General features: G+C 71.3%; 19 protein-coding genes. 10 read left to right on the top strand and 9 right to left on the bottom strand.

Translation table 11 applies throughout. The annotated features are described in order from the left end of the window. Window positions 1–312: 312 nt before the first annotated feature. Together ACWEPL_RS28785 and ACWEPL_RS28780 are read right to left on the bottom strand one after the other, a co-directional pair. Window positions 313–759: a Zn-ribbon domain-containing OB-fold protein gene (locus ACWEPL_RS28785; protein WP_363967746.1), complete on the bottom strand. Its 447-nt coding sequence runs from the start codon at window positions 757–759 to the stop codon at window positions 313–315. Further along, window positions 756–1,925, bottom strand: coding sequence for a thiolase C-terminal domain-containing protein (locus tag ACWEPL_RS28780; RefSeq protein WP_363967748.1), 1,170 nt, complete (start codon window positions 1,923–1,925; stop codon window positions 756–758). Before ACWEPL_RS28780 ends, ACWEPL_RS28785 begins: the two co-directional genes overlap by 4 nt. A gap of 204 nt (window positions 1,926–2,129) precedes the next feature. Between ACWEPL_RS28780 and ACWEPL_RS28775 the strand changes: the two genes are divergently transcribed. The 5 genes from ACWEPL_RS28775 (at window position 2,130) to ACWEPL_RS28755 (ending at window position 7,431) form a co-directional block, all read left to right on the top strand. Then, window positions 2,130–2,741: a flavin reductase family protein gene (locus ACWEPL_RS28775; RefSeq protein WP_452437979.1), complete on the top strand. Its 612-nt coding sequence runs from the start codon at window positions 2,130–2,132 to the stop codon at window positions 2,739–2,741. A gap of 67 nt (window positions 2,742–2,808) precedes the next feature. After that, window positions 2,809–4,008, top strand: a complete 1,200-nt coding sequence (locus ACWEPL_RS28770) for an acyl-CoA dehydrogenase family protein (protein ID WP_452438008.1) — start codon at window positions 2,809–2,811, stop codon at window positions 4,006–4,008. Between the two features lie 11 nt (window positions 4,009–4,019). Continuing rightward, window positions 4,020–4,790 (top strand): SDR family oxidoreductase, encoded by a 771-nt coding sequence (locus ACWEPL_RS28765; RefSeq protein WP_350724592.1) that lies wholly within the window; start codon window positions 4,020–4,022, stop codon window positions 4,788–4,790. A gap of 88 nt (window positions 4,791–4,878) precedes the next feature. Continuing rightward, entirely contained in the window at window positions 4,879–6,174 is a 1,296-nt protein-coding gene (locus ACWEPL_RS28760; RefSeq protein WP_452437978.1) for a DUF2252 domain-containing protein, read from the top strand. A 39-nt stretch (window positions 6,175–6,213) separates the two neighbouring features. Beyond that, window positions 6,214–7,431 (top strand): ATP-grasp domain-containing protein, encoded by a 1,218-nt coding sequence (locus ACWEPL_RS28755; RefSeq protein ID WP_363967752.1) that lies wholly within the window; start codon window positions 6,214–6,216, stop codon window positions 7,429–7,431. 101 nt (window positions 7,432–7,532) lie between these two features. Here ACWEPL_RS28755 and ACWEPL_RS28750 read toward each other — a convergent pair whose 3' ends face one another. Both ACWEPL_RS28750 and ACWEPL_RS28745 read right to left on the bottom strand, forming a co-directional pair. Further along, on the bottom strand, window positions 7,533–7,799 hold the full coding sequence (locus ACWEPL_RS28750) for a hypothetical protein (RefSeq protein ID WP_350724587.1): 267 nt from the start codon (window positions 7,797–7,799) through the stop codon (window positions 7,533–7,535). A 44-nt stretch (window positions 7,800–7,843) separates the two neighbouring features. Further along, the gene (locus tag ACWEPL_RS28745) at window positions 7,844–8,131 is read right to left on the bottom strand and encodes a hypothetical protein (protein ID WP_363967754.1); all 288 of its coding nucleotides are present in this window, start codon (window positions 8,129–8,131) and stop codon (window positions 7,844–7,846) included. A 199-nt stretch (window positions 8,132–8,330) separates the two neighbouring features. Between ACWEPL_RS28745 and ACWEPL_RS28740 the strand changes: the two genes are divergently transcribed. Then, window positions 8,331–8,984 (top strand): NIPSNAP family protein, encoded by a 654-nt coding sequence (locus tag ACWEPL_RS28740; protein WP_363967756.1) that lies wholly within the window; start codon window positions 8,331–8,333, stop codon window positions 8,982–8,984. 10 nt (window positions 8,985–8,994) lie between these two features. On the opposite strand, the gene ACWEPL_RS28735 is transcribed toward ACWEPL_RS28740, so the two are convergent. Both ACWEPL_RS28735 and ACWEPL_RS28730 read right to left on the bottom strand, forming a co-directional pair. Beyond that, window positions 8,995–9,897: an SDR family oxidoreductase gene (locus ACWEPL_RS28735; protein WP_452437977.1), complete on the bottom strand. Its 903-nt coding sequence runs from the start codon at window positions 9,895–9,897 to the stop codon at window positions 8,995–8,997. A gap of 31 nt (window positions 9,898–9,928) precedes the next feature. Continuing rightward, window positions 9,929–10,666, bottom strand: a complete 738-nt coding sequence (locus ACWEPL_RS28730; RefSeq protein ID WP_452437976.1) for an SDR family oxidoreductase — start codon at window positions 10,664–10,666, stop codon at window positions 9,929–9,931. 46 nt (window positions 10,667–10,712) lie between these two features. On the opposite strand from ACWEPL_RS28730, the gene ACWEPL_RS28725 reads away from it, so the two are divergent. Genes ACWEPL_RS28725 through ACWEPL_RS28710 form a run of 4 tightly spaced genes read left to right on the top strand, consistent with a single transcriptional unit; the run spans window position 10,713 to window position 13,960 of the window. After that, window positions 10,713–11,441, top strand: a complete 729-nt coding sequence (locus tag ACWEPL_RS28725) for an enoyl-CoA hydratase family protein (RefSeq protein WP_355201536.1) — start codon at window positions 10,713–10,715, stop codon at window positions 11,439–11,441. 8 nt (window positions 11,442–11,449) lie between these two features. After that, complete coding sequence (locus tag ACWEPL_RS28720) at window positions 11,450–12,220, top strand: CoA transferase subunit A (RefSeq protein ID WP_452438007.1); 771 nt, start codon at window positions 11,450–11,452, stop codon at window positions 12,218–12,220. Continuing rightward, on the top strand, window positions 12,204–12,923 hold the full coding sequence (locus ACWEPL_RS28715) for a CoA-transferase subunit beta (RefSeq protein WP_452437975.1): 720 nt from the start codon (window positions 12,204–12,206) through the stop codon (window positions 12,921–12,923). Before ACWEPL_RS28720 ends, ACWEPL_RS28715 begins: the two co-directional genes overlap by 17 nt. Beyond that, window positions 12,920–13,960 (top strand): NAD(P)H-dependent flavin oxidoreductase, encoded by a 1,041-nt coding sequence (locus ACWEPL_RS28710; protein WP_452437974.1) that lies wholly within the window; start codon window positions 12,920–12,922, stop codon window positions 13,958–13,960. Before ACWEPL_RS28715 ends, ACWEPL_RS28710 begins: the two co-directional genes overlap by 4 nt. A gap of 33 nt (window positions 13,961–13,993) precedes the next feature. On the opposite strand, the gene ACWEPL_RS28705 is transcribed toward ACWEPL_RS28710, so the two are convergent. From ACWEPL_RS28705 to ACWEPL_RS28695, 3 genes are all read right to left on the bottom strand, one after another. Next, on the bottom strand, window positions 13,994–14,989 hold the full coding sequence (locus ACWEPL_RS28705) for a hypothetical protein (protein ID WP_452437973.1): 996 nt from the start codon (window positions 14,987–14,989) through the stop codon (window positions 13,994–13,996). Continuing rightward, window positions 14,986–15,318 (bottom strand): PadR family transcriptional regulator, encoded by a 333-nt coding sequence (locus tag ACWEPL_RS28700; protein ID WP_363967765.1) that lies wholly within the window; start codon window positions 15,316–15,318, stop codon window positions 14,986–14,988. The genes ACWEPL_RS28705 and ACWEPL_RS28700 overlap by 4 nt, the downstream gene beginning before the upstream one ends. A gap of 66 nt (window positions 15,319–15,384) precedes the next feature. After that, window positions 15,385–16,056, bottom strand: coding sequence for a pentapeptide repeat-containing protein (locus ACWEPL_RS28695; RefSeq protein ID WP_350724569.1), 672 nt, complete (start codon window positions 16,054–16,056; stop codon window positions 15,385–15,387). Window positions 16,057–16,060 lie beyond the last annotated feature (4 nt).

The following is a 16,060-nucleotide window of genomic DNA, read 5'->3' as shown; positions in this document are numbered from 1 at the left end:
CGCCGACCACGACCGGGCCCCGTCCAGGGAGACGCTTCTCCGGTGTGCGGGGCCGGGCGCCGTCACGGCACGGCACGACCGGCTGGGTGGTTCCGTCGAGGACCGGCGGGCAGGCGGGAACGCGACTCGTGACCCGCAGGTCACGCGTGTCACCGAGATCCCATCAGTCATCGTTCGCCGCCAGTCCGAGCCGTCCGCGTCGACGCCTTCTGACATCATCATCAACCCTCGGAGCCGAACCTGTGGGCCCCTTCGTGATGGTGGGACTGGTGGGATTTTCCGGTACCAATCCAATTTCCGGAACAAGGTCAACTAGCGGGAGGATTTGCGCTGGACCGGATGATCATCCAGATTCCCGTCATCCTCCACCGGCGCCCAGTCCACCAGGGTCAACCGCTCGTCGACCCGGCGGTAGGCGGCCCGCACCCGCCGGCCGCGCTCCGGAGAGCCGTCGCCGCACCAGTTCCCGTACACGAAGCACCCCGGCACCGCCGCCAGCCGGACCATCACCACCACGTACGGCACCCCGAACCCCGGCATGAACGGCTGATGGTTGACGATCCAGCTCTCGACCACCCCCTCGGGCTCCACGTCCCGCCAGTGCCACGCCTCCGTACGGCACTCGGGACAGAACGCCCGCGCCGGGAAACGCACCGCCCCGCACCCCTCGCACTCCTGCACGGCGAACTCCTGCCCGGCGACCCGCTCCCACCACTGCCTGGAGTCCCGGTCGGGTTCGGGCCGGTAGGCCGTCATCATGATCTCCTCAGGATCAGGGCGGAGGTGGCCGGCAGGATGTAGCCGGGCTGGGCCGTGGACAGCGCGACCTCGGCCCCGGGCACCTGGCGGTCGCCCGCGTCGCCTCTGAGCTGGGAAACCGCCTCGGCGATGTGGTTGATGCCGTGAACGTAGCCCTCGGACAGGAAGCCGCCGTGGGTGTTGACCGGGAGCGGGCCGTCCGGCGCCGTCGCGCCCGAGGCCACGTACGGGCCGCCCTCGCCCTTCTCGCAGAAGCCGTAGTCCTCGAGCTGGACGATCACCGAGTACGTGAAGCAGTCGTACAGCTCGGCCACGTCGATGTCCGCCGGTCCCAGCCCGGCCTGCGCGTAGAGGCGCGGGGCCAGTGCGGCGGCCGCGGTCACCGTGGGGTCGGCGGACGGGCCCGAGAGGTGGGACGTGCCGCCGCCCCAGGCCGCGGCCGAGATCAGCACCGGGGGGCGGCGGAGAGCGCGGGCGCGTTCTGCCGTGGTGACGACCACGGCGCAGGCTCCGTCCGTCTCCAGGCAGCAGTCCAGCAGCCGGAACGGCTCCGCGATCCACCTGCTCGCCAGGTAGTCGTCCAGCGTGATGGGGGTGCGCATCAGGGCACGCGGGTTCTTGGCCGCGTTGGCGCGCTGGGTGACGGCTAGTTGCCCGAAATGCTCCGCTTTAGTGCCATATTTCAGCATGTGTGCTCGGGCGTACATGGCGTACTGCTGCGGCGGCGCCACATACCCGTACGGCGCTTGATACTGCACCTCCGGGCTCGCCGGCACGCCCCGGCCGGTGCCGCCCATGCGGAACTCGGAACGGGCGTTGATGGCCCGATAGCACACCACCGTCTCGGCCACCCCGGCCGCCACCGCCAGCACCGCCTGACCGACGACCGCGTGCGAGACACTGCCGCCGCCGAACTGGTCGAGATGCCAGGCGAGGTCGGTCAGTCCCAGCGCGGGGGCCACCAGCGTGGGGGCGGCGGAGTCACCGACGCGGTGCGTGGCCAGCCCGTCCACCTCGTCCACCGACAGCCCCGCGTCCTCCAGCGCGGCCAGCACGGCACGGCAGGCCAGCGTGAGGGTGCTGACGCCCGAGTCCTTCGTGAAGGGGGTGTAGCCGACCCCGGCTATCGCGGTGCGGTCTCGGATATCAAGCAAGCGCTTGGGCACAAACGTCACGTTAGGCCCGAAATTTCCCCCATGTCAACGCACCCACCCACGGGTCGCCCGGGGTGGGCGGGGTGCGCGACCGGGCGCCAGCGGCTCGTTACGCGCCGTGGGGCATGCGAACTTGACATGGTTTCCCGGTTCGCCCTACCGTCCAAGCAAGCGCTTGGTATGATAGAGCGCAGACGGTGGACTAGGAGGCGGACCATGAGCACACACGCTGCCCGGCTCGTCGCGCCGGACGGCTGTCGCGGCCTTCCGACGCCCCCTCAGCGCAGGATTCGCAACGGAGCCGCCATGCCGACCGGCCCTTCACCCCACAGCGCGAACGGTCACCTCGACAGCCTCCGCTTCCGGCAGGTGCTCGGGAGGTTCGCGACCGGTGTGGTGGCGATCACGGCGGTCGATCCGATGAACGGCCTGCCGTCCGGCCTGGCGGCCAACTCCTTCACCTCGGTCTCGCTCGACCCGCCCCTGGTGGCGTTCTGCGTCGCCTACACCAGCACCAGCTGGCCCAAGGTGCGCGGCGCGAAGGTCATCACCGTGAACGTGCTGGCCGAGCACCAGCAGGCGGTGTGCGCCCAGATGGCGACCAAGGGCGGCGACAAGTTCGCGGGCCTGGAGTGGACCGGCTCCCCCGGTGGCAACCCGGTGCTCGAAGGCGCGCTGGCCTGGATCGACTGCGCGATCGAGGCCGAGCACCCGGCGGGTGACCACATGATCGTGGTGGCCCGGGTGCTCCAGCTCGACACGCACTCCGAAGGTGGCCCGCTGCTGTTCTTCCGCGGGGGCTACGGAGGCTTCGTTGAGCGTCTCTGACGGGCGCGCAGGATCGTCAGGACACAGCGAGCACATTCCTCCAGGCGTGACGGGCGCGACGGGCGCGATGAGCTCGACGGGGCCTGAGGGTGCGGTGCCGGGGCTGCGGGGAGAGGCGCGGGCCTGGTTGGAGGAGGCGCTGAGCGGCGAGTTCGCGCACGTCAGAGGGCTCGGCGGGCCCGGGCGCGAGCACGAGGGCCACGAACTGCGGCAGGCGTGGGAGCGCCACCTCGGCAAGGCCGGCTGGACCTGCCTGGGCTGGCCGGAGCGGTACGGCGGCCGCGCCGCGTCCCTGGAGGACCAGGTCGCCTTCTACGAGGAGTACGCCAGGGCCGACGCCCCCGCCAGGGTGGGCCACATCGGCGAAGGGCTGATCGGCCCGACCATTCTCGAATTCGGCACCGACGAACAGAAGGACCGCTTCCTGCCGCCGATCCAGCGCGGCGACGAGCTCTGGTGCCAGGGCTACTCCGAGCCCGAGGCGGGCTCCGACCTGGCCAACGTGCAGACGAAGGCGCACCTGGAAGGCGGCGAGTGGGTCGTCACCGGGCAGAAGGTGTGGACGTCGCTGGCGCACGTGGCCGACTGGTGCTTCGTGCTGTGCCGTACCGAGCCCGGCTCGCAGCGGCACAAGGGGCTGTCGTACCTGCTCGTCCCCATGGACCGGGCGGGCGTGGACGTGCGGCCGATCGTGCAGCTCACCGGTACGTCGGAGTTCAACGAGGTGTTCTTCGACGGCGCGCGCACGGCGGCGGGGAACATCCTCGGAGCGCCGGGCGACGGGTGGCGGGTCGCGATGGCCACGCTCGGCTACGAGCGGGGTGCCTCGACGCTCGGGCAGCAGATCGGGTTCAGGCGGGAGCTGGCCAAGGTCGTCGAGACCGCCGGACGGACGGGCGCGATCGACGATCCGGTGCTGCGTGACAGGCTCGTCCAGTCGTGGCTGGAGCTGGAGATCATGCGGCTGAACGCGCTCCGGATGCTGCGGCGGCCGAACCCGGGGCCCGAGGTGTCGATCGCCAAGCTCTACTGGTCGGAGTGGCACCGGAGGCTGGGCGAGTTGGCGCAGGCCGTGCAGGGGAAGGCAGGGCTGGTGACCGAGCCCACCCAAGACGCCCAGGACGGCCGGGCCGGTGAGGCCGGGCCGGGCGAGTTCAATGAGTTGCAGCGGCTCTACCTGTTCAGCCGCGCCGACACGATCTATGCCGGATCCAGCGAGATCCAGCGGAACATCATCGCCGAGCGCACCCTGGGACTCCCCCGCTGATTGGAGCACGGATGCCCCCGTACCCGAAGGCGCACGGACTGCTCGACGGCAAGGTGACGCTCGTGACGGCCGCCGCAGGAGCGGGCATCGGCTACGCGACCGCGAGGCGCTGTGCCGAGGAGGGCGCCACGATCGTCGTCTCGGACCGGCACGAGCGCCGCCTGGCCGCCGCCGCCGACGCGCTGACCGAGCTCACCGGCGTCAAGCCACTGGCCGTGCCGTGCGACGTGACGTCAGAGGCGCAGGTGCTGGCGCTGTTCGACGCGGTGGTGGAGGCGCACGGCAGGCTCGACGTGGTGGTCAACAACGCGGGACTCGGCGGTACGGCGTCGCTGGCGGAAATGTCCGACGAGCAGTGGCACACGGTCATCGACGTCACCCTCAACGGCACCATGCGCTGCACCAGGGCCGCGCTCAGGCAGATGATCGCCCAGGGCTCCGGCGTCATCGTGAACAACGCCTCGGTGATCGGCTGGCGGGCCCAGCGCGGGCAGTCGCACTACGCCGCCGCCAAGGCCGGGGTGATGGCGCTGACCAGGTGCGTCGCGCTGGAGGCCGCCGAGCACGGCGTGCGGGTGAACGCGGTGGCGCCCTCGCTGGCGGTGCACCCGTTCCTGGCGAAGGTGACCAGCGAGGAGCTGCTGGCGGAGCTGGCGGCCAAGGAGGCGTTCGGGCGGTCGGCGGAGCCGTGGGAGGTGGCGAACGTGATCGTCTTCCTGGCCAGTGACTACTCGTCGTACATGACGGGCGAGGTGGTCTCGGTCTCCTCGCAGCACCCCTGACGAGGGACGTCCGCGCCTACCCTGACGCGGGCCTGTCAGGGAAAGATCAGGGTGGTCGGCAGGGTCCCGGGGATCTAGTGTCCGAGGCATGGGCGCACGCTCCTCCTTCCTGCTCGATGTCCTCATGGCAGAGTTCGGCGAGTCGATCAAGCGAGACCCCGCCGCTTTTAGGCGGAAATTTCGGAAAATGGCGGCCTCTCCGTTCGCGTTCTACCGGGGCAGTGCCTGCCTGTTCTACGCGGACATGTCGGAGTCCTACGCGGACCGTTCCTACCTGGACGAACCCACCAGCCGGGTCTGGATCCACGGCGACCTGCACGCCGAGAACTTCGGCACGTACATGAACGCCTCCGGCGTCCTCGTCTTCAACGTCAACGACTTCGACGAGGCCTACGTGGGCCCGTACGTCTGGGACCTCAAGCGCTTCGCCGCCAGCGTGGCGCTCATCGGTTACGCCAAGGCGCTGTCCGACGACTCGATCAGCGTGCTCGTCACCGACTTCGCCGCCGCGTACCTGGTCGAGCTGGGGGCCCTCGCCGCGGGCGGGGACGACGCGATCGGCTCGCTCACCCTGGAGACCACCAGCGGCGTGCTGCACCGGGTGCTCCAGACGGCGCGGCTCAGCACGCGGGTGGCGCTGCTGGACGTCGAGACCGTGATCGACGACTACGACCGGCGGTTCGCGCTCATGGAGGGGCGGGAGCCGGTGGACGCGGCCACCAGGAAGGCGGTGCTGGCCGCGTTCGAGGAGTACCTGACCACGCTGCCCGTGCAGGCCAACCCGGTCGAGCACGTGATCAAGGACGTGGCGCTGCGCAAGGGCGTGGGCATCGGCTCCGCGGGGCTGCCCTCGTACAACCTGCTGCTCGAAGGGCGCTCGCAGGCGCTGGAGAACGACGTCATCCTCTACATGAAGCAGGCGGCCGTGCCCGCGGTGGCCCGTCACGTCACCGACGAGAAGGTGGCCTCGTACTTCCTGCACCAGGGGCATCGCACGGCGGAGTCGCAGCGGGCGCTGCAGGCGTACGCCGATCCCTGGCTGGGATACACGACGCTCAACGGAGTGGGGCAGCTCGTGGCCGAGGTGTCGCCGTACTCGGCGGACCTGGGCTGGGACGACGTGAACGAGCCGGCCGAGCTGCGCTCGATCGTGCAGGACCTGGGGCGGGCGGTGGCGCGCATGCACTCGGTGGCCGACGACGAGTCCAGTCACGACCTGGTCGACTTCTCGACGGAGGAGGCGATCGTGGCGGTCATCGGCAACGACAAACCCGGATTTATCGGGATGCTGGTGGATTTCGCCCACCGGTACGGGGCACAGGCCCGGGAAGACCATCAACGGTTCGTCGACCTGTTCCGCAACGGCCGGCTCCCTGGCGTCTGACCCCGGCCGCCGAGCGGGCGGTCAGACAGGAGGGGCGTCGTGCGACATCTGATCGGGCTGCTGCTGGGGACCGAGGAGGACTGGCCGTCGGCGTTCGAGACGGTGCTGCGGCGGCTCGGGCCCATCAAGGGGGTGGGCGAGTTCGACGTGGAGCGTCTCACGATCGAGCCGTTCGACCTGCGCGCGAAGCCGCGTCACGAGCTGGTGATCGACCGGCTGGCGTACTGGTACTACCACCCGCGCGAGTGGCTCAAGAAGGTCGCCATGATGGACGACGTCTACCTCCTGAACAGCCCGTTCACGTTCCAGTCGATGGAGAAGCACACGGCGTACTGCGCGATGATGCGGCTCGGGCTCAAGGTGCCGGAGACGGTGCTGGTCCCGTTCAAGAACCCGGTCGACAACGCGCGGTACGCCTACACGGCGACCCGCTACAACGAGCCCTTCGACCTGGACGAGGTCGCGGAGCGGATCGGCTACCCGCTGTTCATGAAGCCCTACGACGGCGGGGCCTGGCGCGGCGTCTCACTCGTGCGCGACCGGGACGAACTGCACCGGGCCTACGACCAGAGCGGCGAGATGCTCATGCATCTCCAGCAGGCCATCGACGGGTACGACGCGTTCGCCAGGTCGCTGTCGATCGGCGCGGAGACCATGGTCATGCGCTTCAGGCCCGAGGAGCCGATGCACGCCCGCTACGTCGTCGACCACGCGTTCCTGTCGCCGTCCGTGGGCGAGGAGGTGGTGACGATCGGGAAGCTGGTGAACGCGTTCTTCCGGTGGGAGTTCAACTCCTGCGAGACCCTGGTCAAGGGCTCTGACGTGCACCCGATCGACTACGCCAACGCCTGCCCCGACGTGGCGCTGACCAGCCTGCACTACTACTTCCCCTGGGCGATCAAGACGCTGGTGAAGTGGAGCGTGTTCTGCGTGGCCACCCGGCGCAGGCCGCGCATCGACCTGGAGACGCACGACTACTTCTCCGTGGCGGGGACGTACGAGGAGCGGCTGGCCGAATACCGCCGGCTGGCCGACGCGTACTTCGAGACCGAGCGCTACCACGACTTCTGCCAGGACCGCCTGCCGCACCTCGACGAGGTGGTGCTGGAGTGGGTGGCCGGGGCCGAGTTCGACCGGTTACTGGTGGACACCGTGACCGCCACGTACCCGGCCCATGAGCGTGACCGCTTCGTCGAGCACTTCAGGGGACTGCTGCGCCTGTGGGTGAAGGACTCGGCCGGGCTCGCCCCCGGATAGCCGGACCAGGTCGACCCTGGCGTGGAGAAGGGGCTGAGGTACGGCGGCGAGCGCCTTCTCCACGAGATCGACCTGGTCCGGGGCTGGTGTGCGCCTCTCGGCTAGTCGATCTCGACCATGTCCTCGATGCCCACGATGCTGCGGTTGGCGGCGGTCGCGGCGTTGCCGTTGACGTTGTTGACGCTGGTCGCGCCGCGGCCGCTCACATTGCTGCTGACGACGTTGCCGAAGTTGTTGCCCGACTGCGAGGAGCTGCGGTTGGAGCTGGAGTTACCCGCGTTGACGTCCGCGTACGCGGGGGCCGCCAGCAGGGTCACCCCGGCAGCGGCGGCGGCGACGAGACCGGTCACGCAGAGCTTCTTCACCATGGTCATGGTCCTTTCAGATCGTGTTGGCTTTGGACGTCAGCCGGTCAGTAGAAGATGTAGGTCACCGTGATGCCGCCGTTGGTGGCGGTCGGCGCGATGCCGTTGACGTTGTTGACGTTGGTCGAGAACTCTCTGCCGCGGTTGACGCCGGTGACGTTCCCGAAGTTGTTTCCGGACTGGGACGAGTCGCTGTTGCCGCTCCAGTTACCGGCGCGGGTGTCGCCGCTCAGCGGCCCCAACCAGTCGTCGTCGGCGTGAGCCGGGGCAGCCAGGAGTGCGCCGCCGACGGCCGCGGCCAGCACGGCTGCGGCGGCGCACACTCTTTTGATCAACTTCTGCTCCTTCGCCGGTAGGGTTCAGGGCCGGCGAGCACGGGCGCGCCGCCCCCTTGACCTTTCTTGACCGCAGGAGATCAAGGTCACAGCGAGCATATAACCGTGAGTTGTCGATCGGTAGCTATGAGTTACCAGAATATTATTCGCCCAATACGCTGACAGAAGACGTCAGTGACCCTGCCCTAACGTCCGCCGCATGATCTTCGAACTACGCCAATACACGCTGCTGCCCGGGCAGCGGGACACCTTGATCGAGCTGTTCGAGCGCGAATTCGTGGAGACCCAGGAGGCGACGGGCATGCGGGTCACCGGCACCTTCCGCGACGAGGGCGCGCCCGACCGGTTCGCCTGGCTCCGCGCGTTCCCGTCCATGGCGGCGCGCAAGGACGCGCTGGAGGCCTTCTACGGCGGTCCCGTGTGGCAGGCCCACCGGGACGCCGCCAACGCCACCATGATCGACAGCGACGACGTGCTCCTCCTGCACTCCGTGGGGGCCGAGCCGCCCGCCTGGGAGCGGCCGCCCGCGGGCGCGACCGAGCTGCCGAAGTCCCTGTACGCCGCCACGATCTACCACGTCGAGGACGGCTTCTCCGCCTTCTTCGCCCGTGAGGTCGCGCCCGTGCTGGCCGAGGCCGGGGTGCCCCCCGTCGCGTGCCTGGAGACGGAGCACTCGGAGAACAACTTCCCCCGCCTTCCGATCCGGACCGGGGAGAACGTGTTCGTGTGGCTCGCCCGCTTCGACCCGGCCGAGGACGAGCGGGAGGTGGACCTCCCGATGCTGAAGCCCCGCCTGACGGCCGCCCCCGAGCGCATCCTGCTCCGCCCGACCGCCCGCTCGGCCATGCGCTGACCCGTCCGGCTCACGTCCCGTACACGGGCTCCGGCGACGGGGCGGCGGCCAGGAGCCCGGCGACCGCGTCGCCGACGGCCGCGGGGTCCCAGCGGGCGCCGCGCTCGGCCCGCTCGCCGTGGCGCCAGCCCGTGGCCAGGGCGATCGAGCCGCCCTCCACCTCGAACACCCGCCCCGTCACATGACCCGACCCCTCGGAGCCGAGCCAGACGACGAGCGGGGCGACGTTGGCCGGGTCCATGGGGTCGAAGCCGGACTCCGGCCTGGCCATGGTCGCGGCGAACACCTCCTCGGTCATGCGGGTGCGGGCGGCGGGGGCGACGGCGTTCACCGTCACGCCGTACCTGCCCAGCTCGGCCGCGGCCACCTGGGTCAGCGCGGCGATGCCCGCCTTGGCGGCCGAGTAGTTGGCCTGGCCGACGCTGCCCAGCAGGCCCGCGCCGGACGAGGTGTTGATCACCCGCCCCGTGACGCGCTCGCCCGCCTTGGCGCTCTCCCGCCAGTACGCCGCCGCGTGGCGCAACGGCAGGAAGTGACCCTTGAGATGGACGCGGACGACGTCGTCCCACTCCTGCTCGGTCATGGAGACGAGCATCCGGTCCCTGACGAAGCCCGCGTTGTTCACCAGGACGTCGAGGCGGCCGTACGCGCTGACGGCGGTCTTGACCAGCCGGGCCGCGCCGCCCCAGTCGGACACGTCGTCGCAGTTGGCCACCGCCTGGCCGCCGAGCGCCTCGATCTCCGCGACCACCTCCAGCGCGGGGCCTCCCGAGGCGCCCTCGCCACCGGGGCCCGTGCCGAGGTCGTTCACCACGACGCGGGCGCCCTGCCGGGCGAACTCCAGCGCGTGCTCCCTCCCGATCCCCCGTCCGGCGCCCGTCACGATCACCACGCGGCCAGCACAGATTCCCACACAGACCTCCCAGAAGGATCATGCAGAGATATCAGGAAATGTCGCTGGAGGCCAGGTGCCGCCAGGCGGGGATCTCGCCGCCGCCGTCCACCCGTACCTCCGCGCCCGTGACGTAGCCGGGCGCGGCCAGCCACAGGCAGGCCGCCGCCACGTCGGCGGGCGTCGCCATCCGGCCCGACGGGATGGCCGCCCCCATCCCGTCCTCCTGCCCGCCGTAATGGGAGGCGGCGTTTTCGGTCGCGGCGAGGCCGACGACGACCGTGTTGACGCGCACCTCCGGGGCCCACTCGGCGGCCAGGCAGCGGGCCAGGTGGTGCAGCCCGGCCTTGGCGGCGCCGTACGCGGAGGTGCCGGGCGAGGGGCGGGCGCCGCTGGCGCTGCCGATCATCACGATCGCCCCGCCGGCGGCGGCGAGCAGCGGGTACGCGAACTGCGACACCAGCAGCGGGGCCGTCAGGTTGAGCTCGACGACCCGGGCGTGCAGGCGCGGCGAGGTGCCGTCGAGCGGCGCGTACGGCGAGCCGCCGGCGTTGTTGACCACCACGTCCAGCCGGTCGAACCCGGACATCAGCCGCTCCACGTCCTCGGCCACCCGCACGTCGGCCCGCGCGAACCGGATCCCCGGCGCCGGGGCGGCCGGCTCGCGCCGGGCGCAGACCGTCACGTCGGCGCCCGCCTCCCGGAAGGCGCGCGCGATCCCCGCGCCGATGCCCTGGGTGCCGCCGGTCACCAGGACGGCCCTGCCCGCGTAGTCGTAAGTCACGGTCACGGGTGCTACCGTACCAAGCAAGCGTTAGGTGCAACCAGGGAGTCTCATGGGGATCACTCTGCGGGCCGGGCCGATCGCCGAGGTGGTCATGGACGTGCCACCGGTGAACGCGTTGACCGTGCGCGGCTGGGAGGAGCTGGCCTGGACCCTCCGGCGGGCCGGGGAGGACCCGGAGACCAGGGTGGTGGTGCTGCGGGCCGAGGGGCGCGGGTTCAACGCCGGGGTCGACATCAAGGAGCTGCGGGACGCCGAGGGGTACGAGGCGCTGGTCGGAGTCAACCGGGCGTGTTACGCGGCGTTCGCGGCGGTCTACGAGTGCGCGGTGCCGGTGATCGCGGCGGTGCACGGCCACTGCCTGGGCGGCGGCGTCGGCCTGGTGGGGAACGCCGACATCGTGGTGGCCGGCGAGGACGCGTACTTCGGGCTGCCCGAGGTGGACAGGGGAGCGCTGGGCGCGGCCACGCACCTGGCCAGGCTGGTGCCGCAGCACCTGATGCGGGCCATGGTCTACACGTGCAGGAACGTGACGGCGGCCGAGCTGCACGCGTTCGGGTCGGTGCTGGAGGTGGCGCCGCGCGACAAGCTGCGTGACGCGGCGCTGGAGGTGGCGGGGCAGATCGCCGCGAAGGACCCGTACGTGATCCGCCGCGCCAAGGAGTCCCTCAACGGCATCGACCCCGTGGACGTCAAGCGCAGCTACCGCTTCGAGCAGGGCTTCACCTTCGAGCTGAACCTGATGGGCGCCGGAGACCGGCACAGGGAGCGATTCACGTGACCAAGCTGATGTCGGCCGAGGAGGTCGCGGGCACGGTCGAGAGCGGGATGACGATCGGGATCGGCGGCTGGGGCTCGCGGCGCAAGCCGATGGCCCTCGTCCGCGCCCTCCTGCGCTCCCCCGCCACCGACCTCACGATCGTCTCGTACGGCGGCCCTGACGTGGGCATGCTGTGCGCGGCGAGGAAGGTGCGCAGGGTCGTGGCCCCGTTCGTGACGCTCGACTCCATCCCCCTGGAGCCCCATTTCCGGCGGGCCAGGCAGGCCGGGGAGATCGAGTTCGTGGAGTACGACGAGGGGATGTTCATGTTCGGGCTGCTCGCGGCGGCGCACCGGCTGCCGTTCCTGCCGACGCGGGCGGGGCTGGGGTCGGACGTGCTGCGCGTCAACCCCGGGCTGCGGACGGTGCGGTCGCCGTACGCGGACGGGGAGGAGCTGGTCGCGGTGCCCGCGCTGACCATGGACGTGGCGCTCGTCCACCTGAACCGGGCCGACGCGCGGGGCAACGCCCAGTACCTGGGGACCGACCCGTACTTCGACGACCTCTACGCCAAGGCGGCGCGGCGGTGCTACGTCTCGTGCGAGCGGGTCGTGGAGAACCTGCTCAAGGAAGGGCCCGTGCAGTCGCTGCTGATCAGCCGGTCGATGGTGGCGGGGGTGGTGGAGGCGCCGGGCGGGGCGGGGTTCACCGCGTGCGAGCCCGACTACGGGCGCGACGAGGCGCTGCAGCGGCGCTACGTGGAGACGCCTTGGGAGGAGTTCGATGAGCAGCAGGGCTGACGTGTGCGTGGTGGCGTGCGCGGAGGCGTTCCGGGGTGACGGCGAGATCCTGGCGGCGGGCATCGGCGGGCCGGTCACGGTGCTGGCGGCGCGGCTGGCGCGGCTGACGTTCGAGCCGGAGCTGCTCACGCACGACGGCACCTGCCTGCTCACCGGCGACGTGCCCGCGCTGGGCGGGGCGCCCGGGGTGGTGGAGGGGTGGCTGCCGTTCCGCGAGCACCTGTGGCTGGTGCTGAACGGGCGCCGGCACGTCATGCTCGGAGCGAGCCAGATCGACCGGTACGGCAACACGAACATCTCCTGCATCGGCGACTGGGCCCGCCCCAAGGCCCAGTTGCTGGGCGTGCGGGGCGCCCCGGGGAACACCCGCTGCGACCCCACCAGCTACTGGATCCCCCGCCACTCCCCCCGGGTGTTCGTGCCCTCGGTGGACATGGTCAGCGGGGTCGGGACCGACAGGGGCGCCTTCGACCTGCGCCGCGTCGTGACGAACCTGGCCGTCCTGGACTTCCGCACCCCCGGCGGGACCATGCGCCTGGTGTCGGTGCACCCGGGGGTCGAGGTGGACGACGTCGTGGCGGCGACCGGCTTCGAGCTGGACATTCCCGACAACGTGCCCCGGACGCGCGGGCCGACCGTCGAGGAGCTGGAGGTCCTGGACCGGCTCGACCCCGAGCGCCTGCGGGACCGGGAGCCGGCGTGAGGACCGCGCTGACGTCCCTGGTCGGGTGCCGCCACCCGATCGTGCAGACCGGCATGGGGTACGTCGCGGGCGCCCGGCTGGCGGCGGCCACCTCGCAGGCCGGCGGGCTCGGCGTGATCGGCGCCGCGACGATGTCCGTGGCCGAGATGACCGCCGCGATCAGGCGGGTGAAGGAGCGCACGGACGCGCCGTTCGGGGTGAACCTCCGATCCGACGCCGACGACGCCGCCGAGCGGATCGGGGTGCTGATCGGGGAGGGCGTGCGCGTGGCGTCGTTCGCGATGGCGCCCAAGCGGGACCTGATCGCCCGGCTCAAGGACGCGGGCGTGGTCACGATCCCGTCGGTCGGGGCGCGCCGGCACGCGGAGAAGGTGGCGGGCTGGGGCGTGGACGCGGTGATCGTCCAGGGCGGCGAGGGCGGCGGCCACACCGGCTCCGTCGCCACGACGTTGCTGCTGCCCCAGGTCGTGGACGCGGTGGACATCCCGGTGATCGCGGCCGGAGGCTTCTTCGACGGGCGGGGGCTGGTGGCGGCGCTGGCGTACGGGGCCTGCGGGATCGCCATGGGGACCAGGTTCCTGCTGACGAGCGACTCCCCCGTGCCCGACGAGGTGAAGAAGCTCTATCTGGCGACGCGGGACACGGTCGTCACGACCAGGGTGGACGGGGTGCCCCACCGGGTCCTGCTGACCCCGTTCGTGGCGTCGCTGGAGCGCTCGCGCCTGGTCAGGGCGGTGGTGAACGGGGCCAGGTTCAAGCGGCTGTCGGGGCTGTCGTGGGGCGAGATGCTGCGCGAGGGCCGCCGGATGAGGCAGGCGCGCGACCTGACCTGGGCCCAGGTCCTGCAGGCGGCCAACACGCCGGTGCTGCTGCGGGCCGCGATGGTGGAGGGCCGGGCGGACCTCGGGGTGATGGCGTCGGGCCAGGTGGTGGGCGTGATCGACGACCTGCCGTCCTGCCGCGAGCTGATCGAGCGCATCATGGCCGACGCCGAGACCGCCCTGACCCATCTGGGCCGCACGATGGAGGCGTCCTGACCGCACTCCGGAGAGCGGCGGGCGCGGCCGGGCTCAGACCGCGGTGACGCCGCCGGTGGCCAGACTGCTGCGGCGGCGGCTCAGGGTGGCGCCGGCGGCGAAGGCCAGGGCCGCGCAGCCGAGCTGGGCCAGGACCGTGGAGGTGGGTATCCACAGCAGGTCCCCGAGGTCGCCGAGGGCGGCCGCGGGCAGGAACAGCACCAGCGCCGCCCGTCGCCCCACCGCGGAGCGGCACGCGTACCCGGCGGCCAGTGAGACCACGACGAGCCAGGGCACCGGTTTCCAGACCACGACGTCCTGATGGGCGATCACATCCACCCAGCGCACGATGGCCTTGCCGGCGGTCAGCCCCGCCAGCGCGAGCGGCGCCCAGAGCAGCAAGGTGCGCCGGGGGATGGCCAGGAGGGCGCGGTGCGCCGCGGGCATGAAGGCGATGACGACCGCCGCCACGTGCGCCACGACGATCGGGCCGACGTTCGGCGTCGCCAGGTGCACCAGAAGGACCCGGCCGCTCGGCACCGACAGGACGTCGAGGCGCGGAAGCATCCCGCTCCAGGGGTCCGCGATACCCACCACGAGCATGACCGCGCCGAGCGCGGCGACCCACTTGCGGCCGGACAACACGGCCAGTGCGAGCACGGCCGCGATGGCGACCGGCTGGGCCAGGTGCCGGGTCGCGGCGGGTCCGGTCAGGACGGCGACACCGTAATTCCATGCGGTCTCCAGGGCTGGGAGGCCGTCCACCAGCGCCGTCGCCAGCGCCGCCGTCAGCATCAGCAACGGCCACAGCGCCGCGGCGAGCGCGACCCCGTCCCGCCAGGAGGGAGCCGAGACCGCGCCGAACGCCCGCCGGACGTGCACGCGCAGCGCCCCCCACAGCAGGTCTGCCGCGTCGGCGGGATGCGGGCGGGTCTGGCCGGGCCGCGCTCCGGCCAGCAGCACGCCGATCATCTCCTCCTCGTGCCGCTCCCGGTGATCGCGCGGGAAGCAGGCCAGGAGGCGGCGGTAGCGGGCTTCCAACGGGCTCATGCCACGCCTCCCGCCCCTGCGGCGCGCAGGCGCGCGGTGGCCGCCCGGGCGTGCCTGCGCAGCCTCTCGGCCTCGGCCGCCAGCCTGGCCGCGCCGTCGCCGGTGAGCCGGTAGTAGCGGCGTACCCGCCCGTCCACGATCTCCTCCCGGTCGGCCTCGATGAGGCCCTCCGCCTGGAGGCGGTCGAAGGCGGCGTACAGGGTGCCGGCGCGCAGGCGGACCTGTCCGTCGGAGATGCGCTCCACGTCGGTGATGACGCCGTACCCGTGCTGCGGCCCGGCCGCCAGCGCGGTCAGGATCAGGAACGTGGGCTCCTGCATGGATTTCATATGATCAATATATATCGATGATCTGACTATCGGCAGCCGAATGAGCGATGAGCGGGGCGCCCGAGGCTAGAGCACGGTGATGCCGCGGGCGGCCAGGATGGCGTTGGCCTGGGTCTGGTTGATGATCGCGCCCGCGAACGCCCGCAGCTTCGCGTCGTCCGGCTCGCCCAGGTCCGCGCCGCGCAGATCGGCCTTGTTGAACTTGGTCTGGAGCAGGCGCGACCCGATGAACCGGCAGTCGCTGAACGTGGCCTCCGTGAAGTCGCACCCCGACAGGTCGGCGTCGTCGAAGCGGACTCCCTCGATGACCTCCGCGCGCAGGGAGCACCCGCCGAGGTTGGCCAGGGTCAGGTTGGAGCGGGCGATCTTGAAGCCGGTGCCGCGCGAGCCCGTCAGCGCGGCGCCGATCATGCGGCACCCCGTGAACGAGACGTCCGTGAGGAGCGCGCCGCCGAACTGCGCCGAGGACAGGTCCACGTCGGTGAACGTCACGTCGATGAGGTCGGCGTCGTTGAAGCGGGTCCGCATCCCGCCCCCGCCCGTGAACGAGGCCCCGTCGAGGTCGGCCTTGCGGAAGTCGGTCTGGTCCAGCACGCACGACTCGAACCTGGCCCCCGCCAGCGGTGCGCCCCACAGGTCGGTCTCCGTCAGGTCGCACTCACGGAAGACATGTGTCTCGTCCGCCGGAAGCCGATCGGCCAGCGCCTTGCGGGAAAGATCCTCGCCGTCGAAGTTCACGGGA

It is taken from the genome of Nonomuraea sp. NPDC004186 (genome assembly GCF_053603495.1).
Note: the sequence above shows the minus strand (reverse complement) of the source record. Positions and strands in the feature narration are given on the sequence as shown.

Excerpts from the sequence above, each read along its gene's own strand:
- ACWEPL_RS28765 (WP_350724592.1), top strand. The coding sequence starts at position 4,020 with ATGCCCCCGTACCCGAAGGCGCACGGACTGCTCGACGGCAAGGTGACG.
- ACWEPL_RS28720 (WP_452438007.1), top strand. The coding sequence starts at position 11,450 with ATGTCGGCCGAGGAGGTCGCGGGCACGGTCGAGAGCGGGATGACGATC.
- ACWEPL_RS28770 (WP_452438008.1), top strand. The coding sequence starts at position 2,809 with ATGAGCTCGACGGGGCCTGAGGGTGCGGTGCCGGGGCTGCGGGGAGAG.
- ACWEPL_RS28725 (WP_355201536.1), top strand. The coding sequence starts at position 10,713 with ATGGGGATCACTCTGCGGGCCGGGCCGATCGCCGAGGTGGTCATGGAC.
- ACWEPL_RS28715 (WP_452437975.1), top strand. The coding sequence starts at position 12,204 with ATGAGCAGCAGGGCTGACGTGTGCGTGGTGGCGTGCGCGGAGGCGTTC.
- ACWEPL_RS28700 (WP_363967765.1), bottom strand. The coding sequence starts at position 15,318 with ATGAAATCCATGCAGGAGCCCACGTTCCTGATCCTGACCGCGCTGGCG.
- ACWEPL_RS28705 (WP_452437973.1), bottom strand. The coding sequence starts at position 14,989 with ATGAGCCCGTTGGAAGCCCGCTACCGCCGCCTCCTGGCCTGCTTCCCG.
- ACWEPL_RS28750 (WP_350724587.1), bottom strand. The coding sequence starts at position 7,799 with ATGGTGAAGAAGCTCTGCGTGACCGGTCTCGTCGCCGCCGCCGCTGCC.
- ACWEPL_RS28775 (WP_452437979.1), top strand. The coding sequence starts at position 2,130 with ATGAGCACACACGCTGCCCGGCTCGTCGCGCCGGACGGCTGTCGCGGC.
- ACWEPL_RS28740 (WP_363967756.1), top strand. The coding sequence starts at position 8,331 with ATGATCTTCGAACTACGCCAATACACGCTGCTGCCCGGGCAGCGGGAC.
- ACWEPL_RS28785 (WP_363967746.1), bottom strand. The coding sequence starts at position 759 with ATGATGACGGCCTACCGGCCCGAACCCGACCGGGACTCCAGGCAGTGG.
- ACWEPL_RS28760 (WP_452437978.1), top strand. The coding sequence starts at position 4,879 with ATGGGCGCACGCTCCTCCTTCCTGCTCGATGTCCTCATGGCAGAGTTC.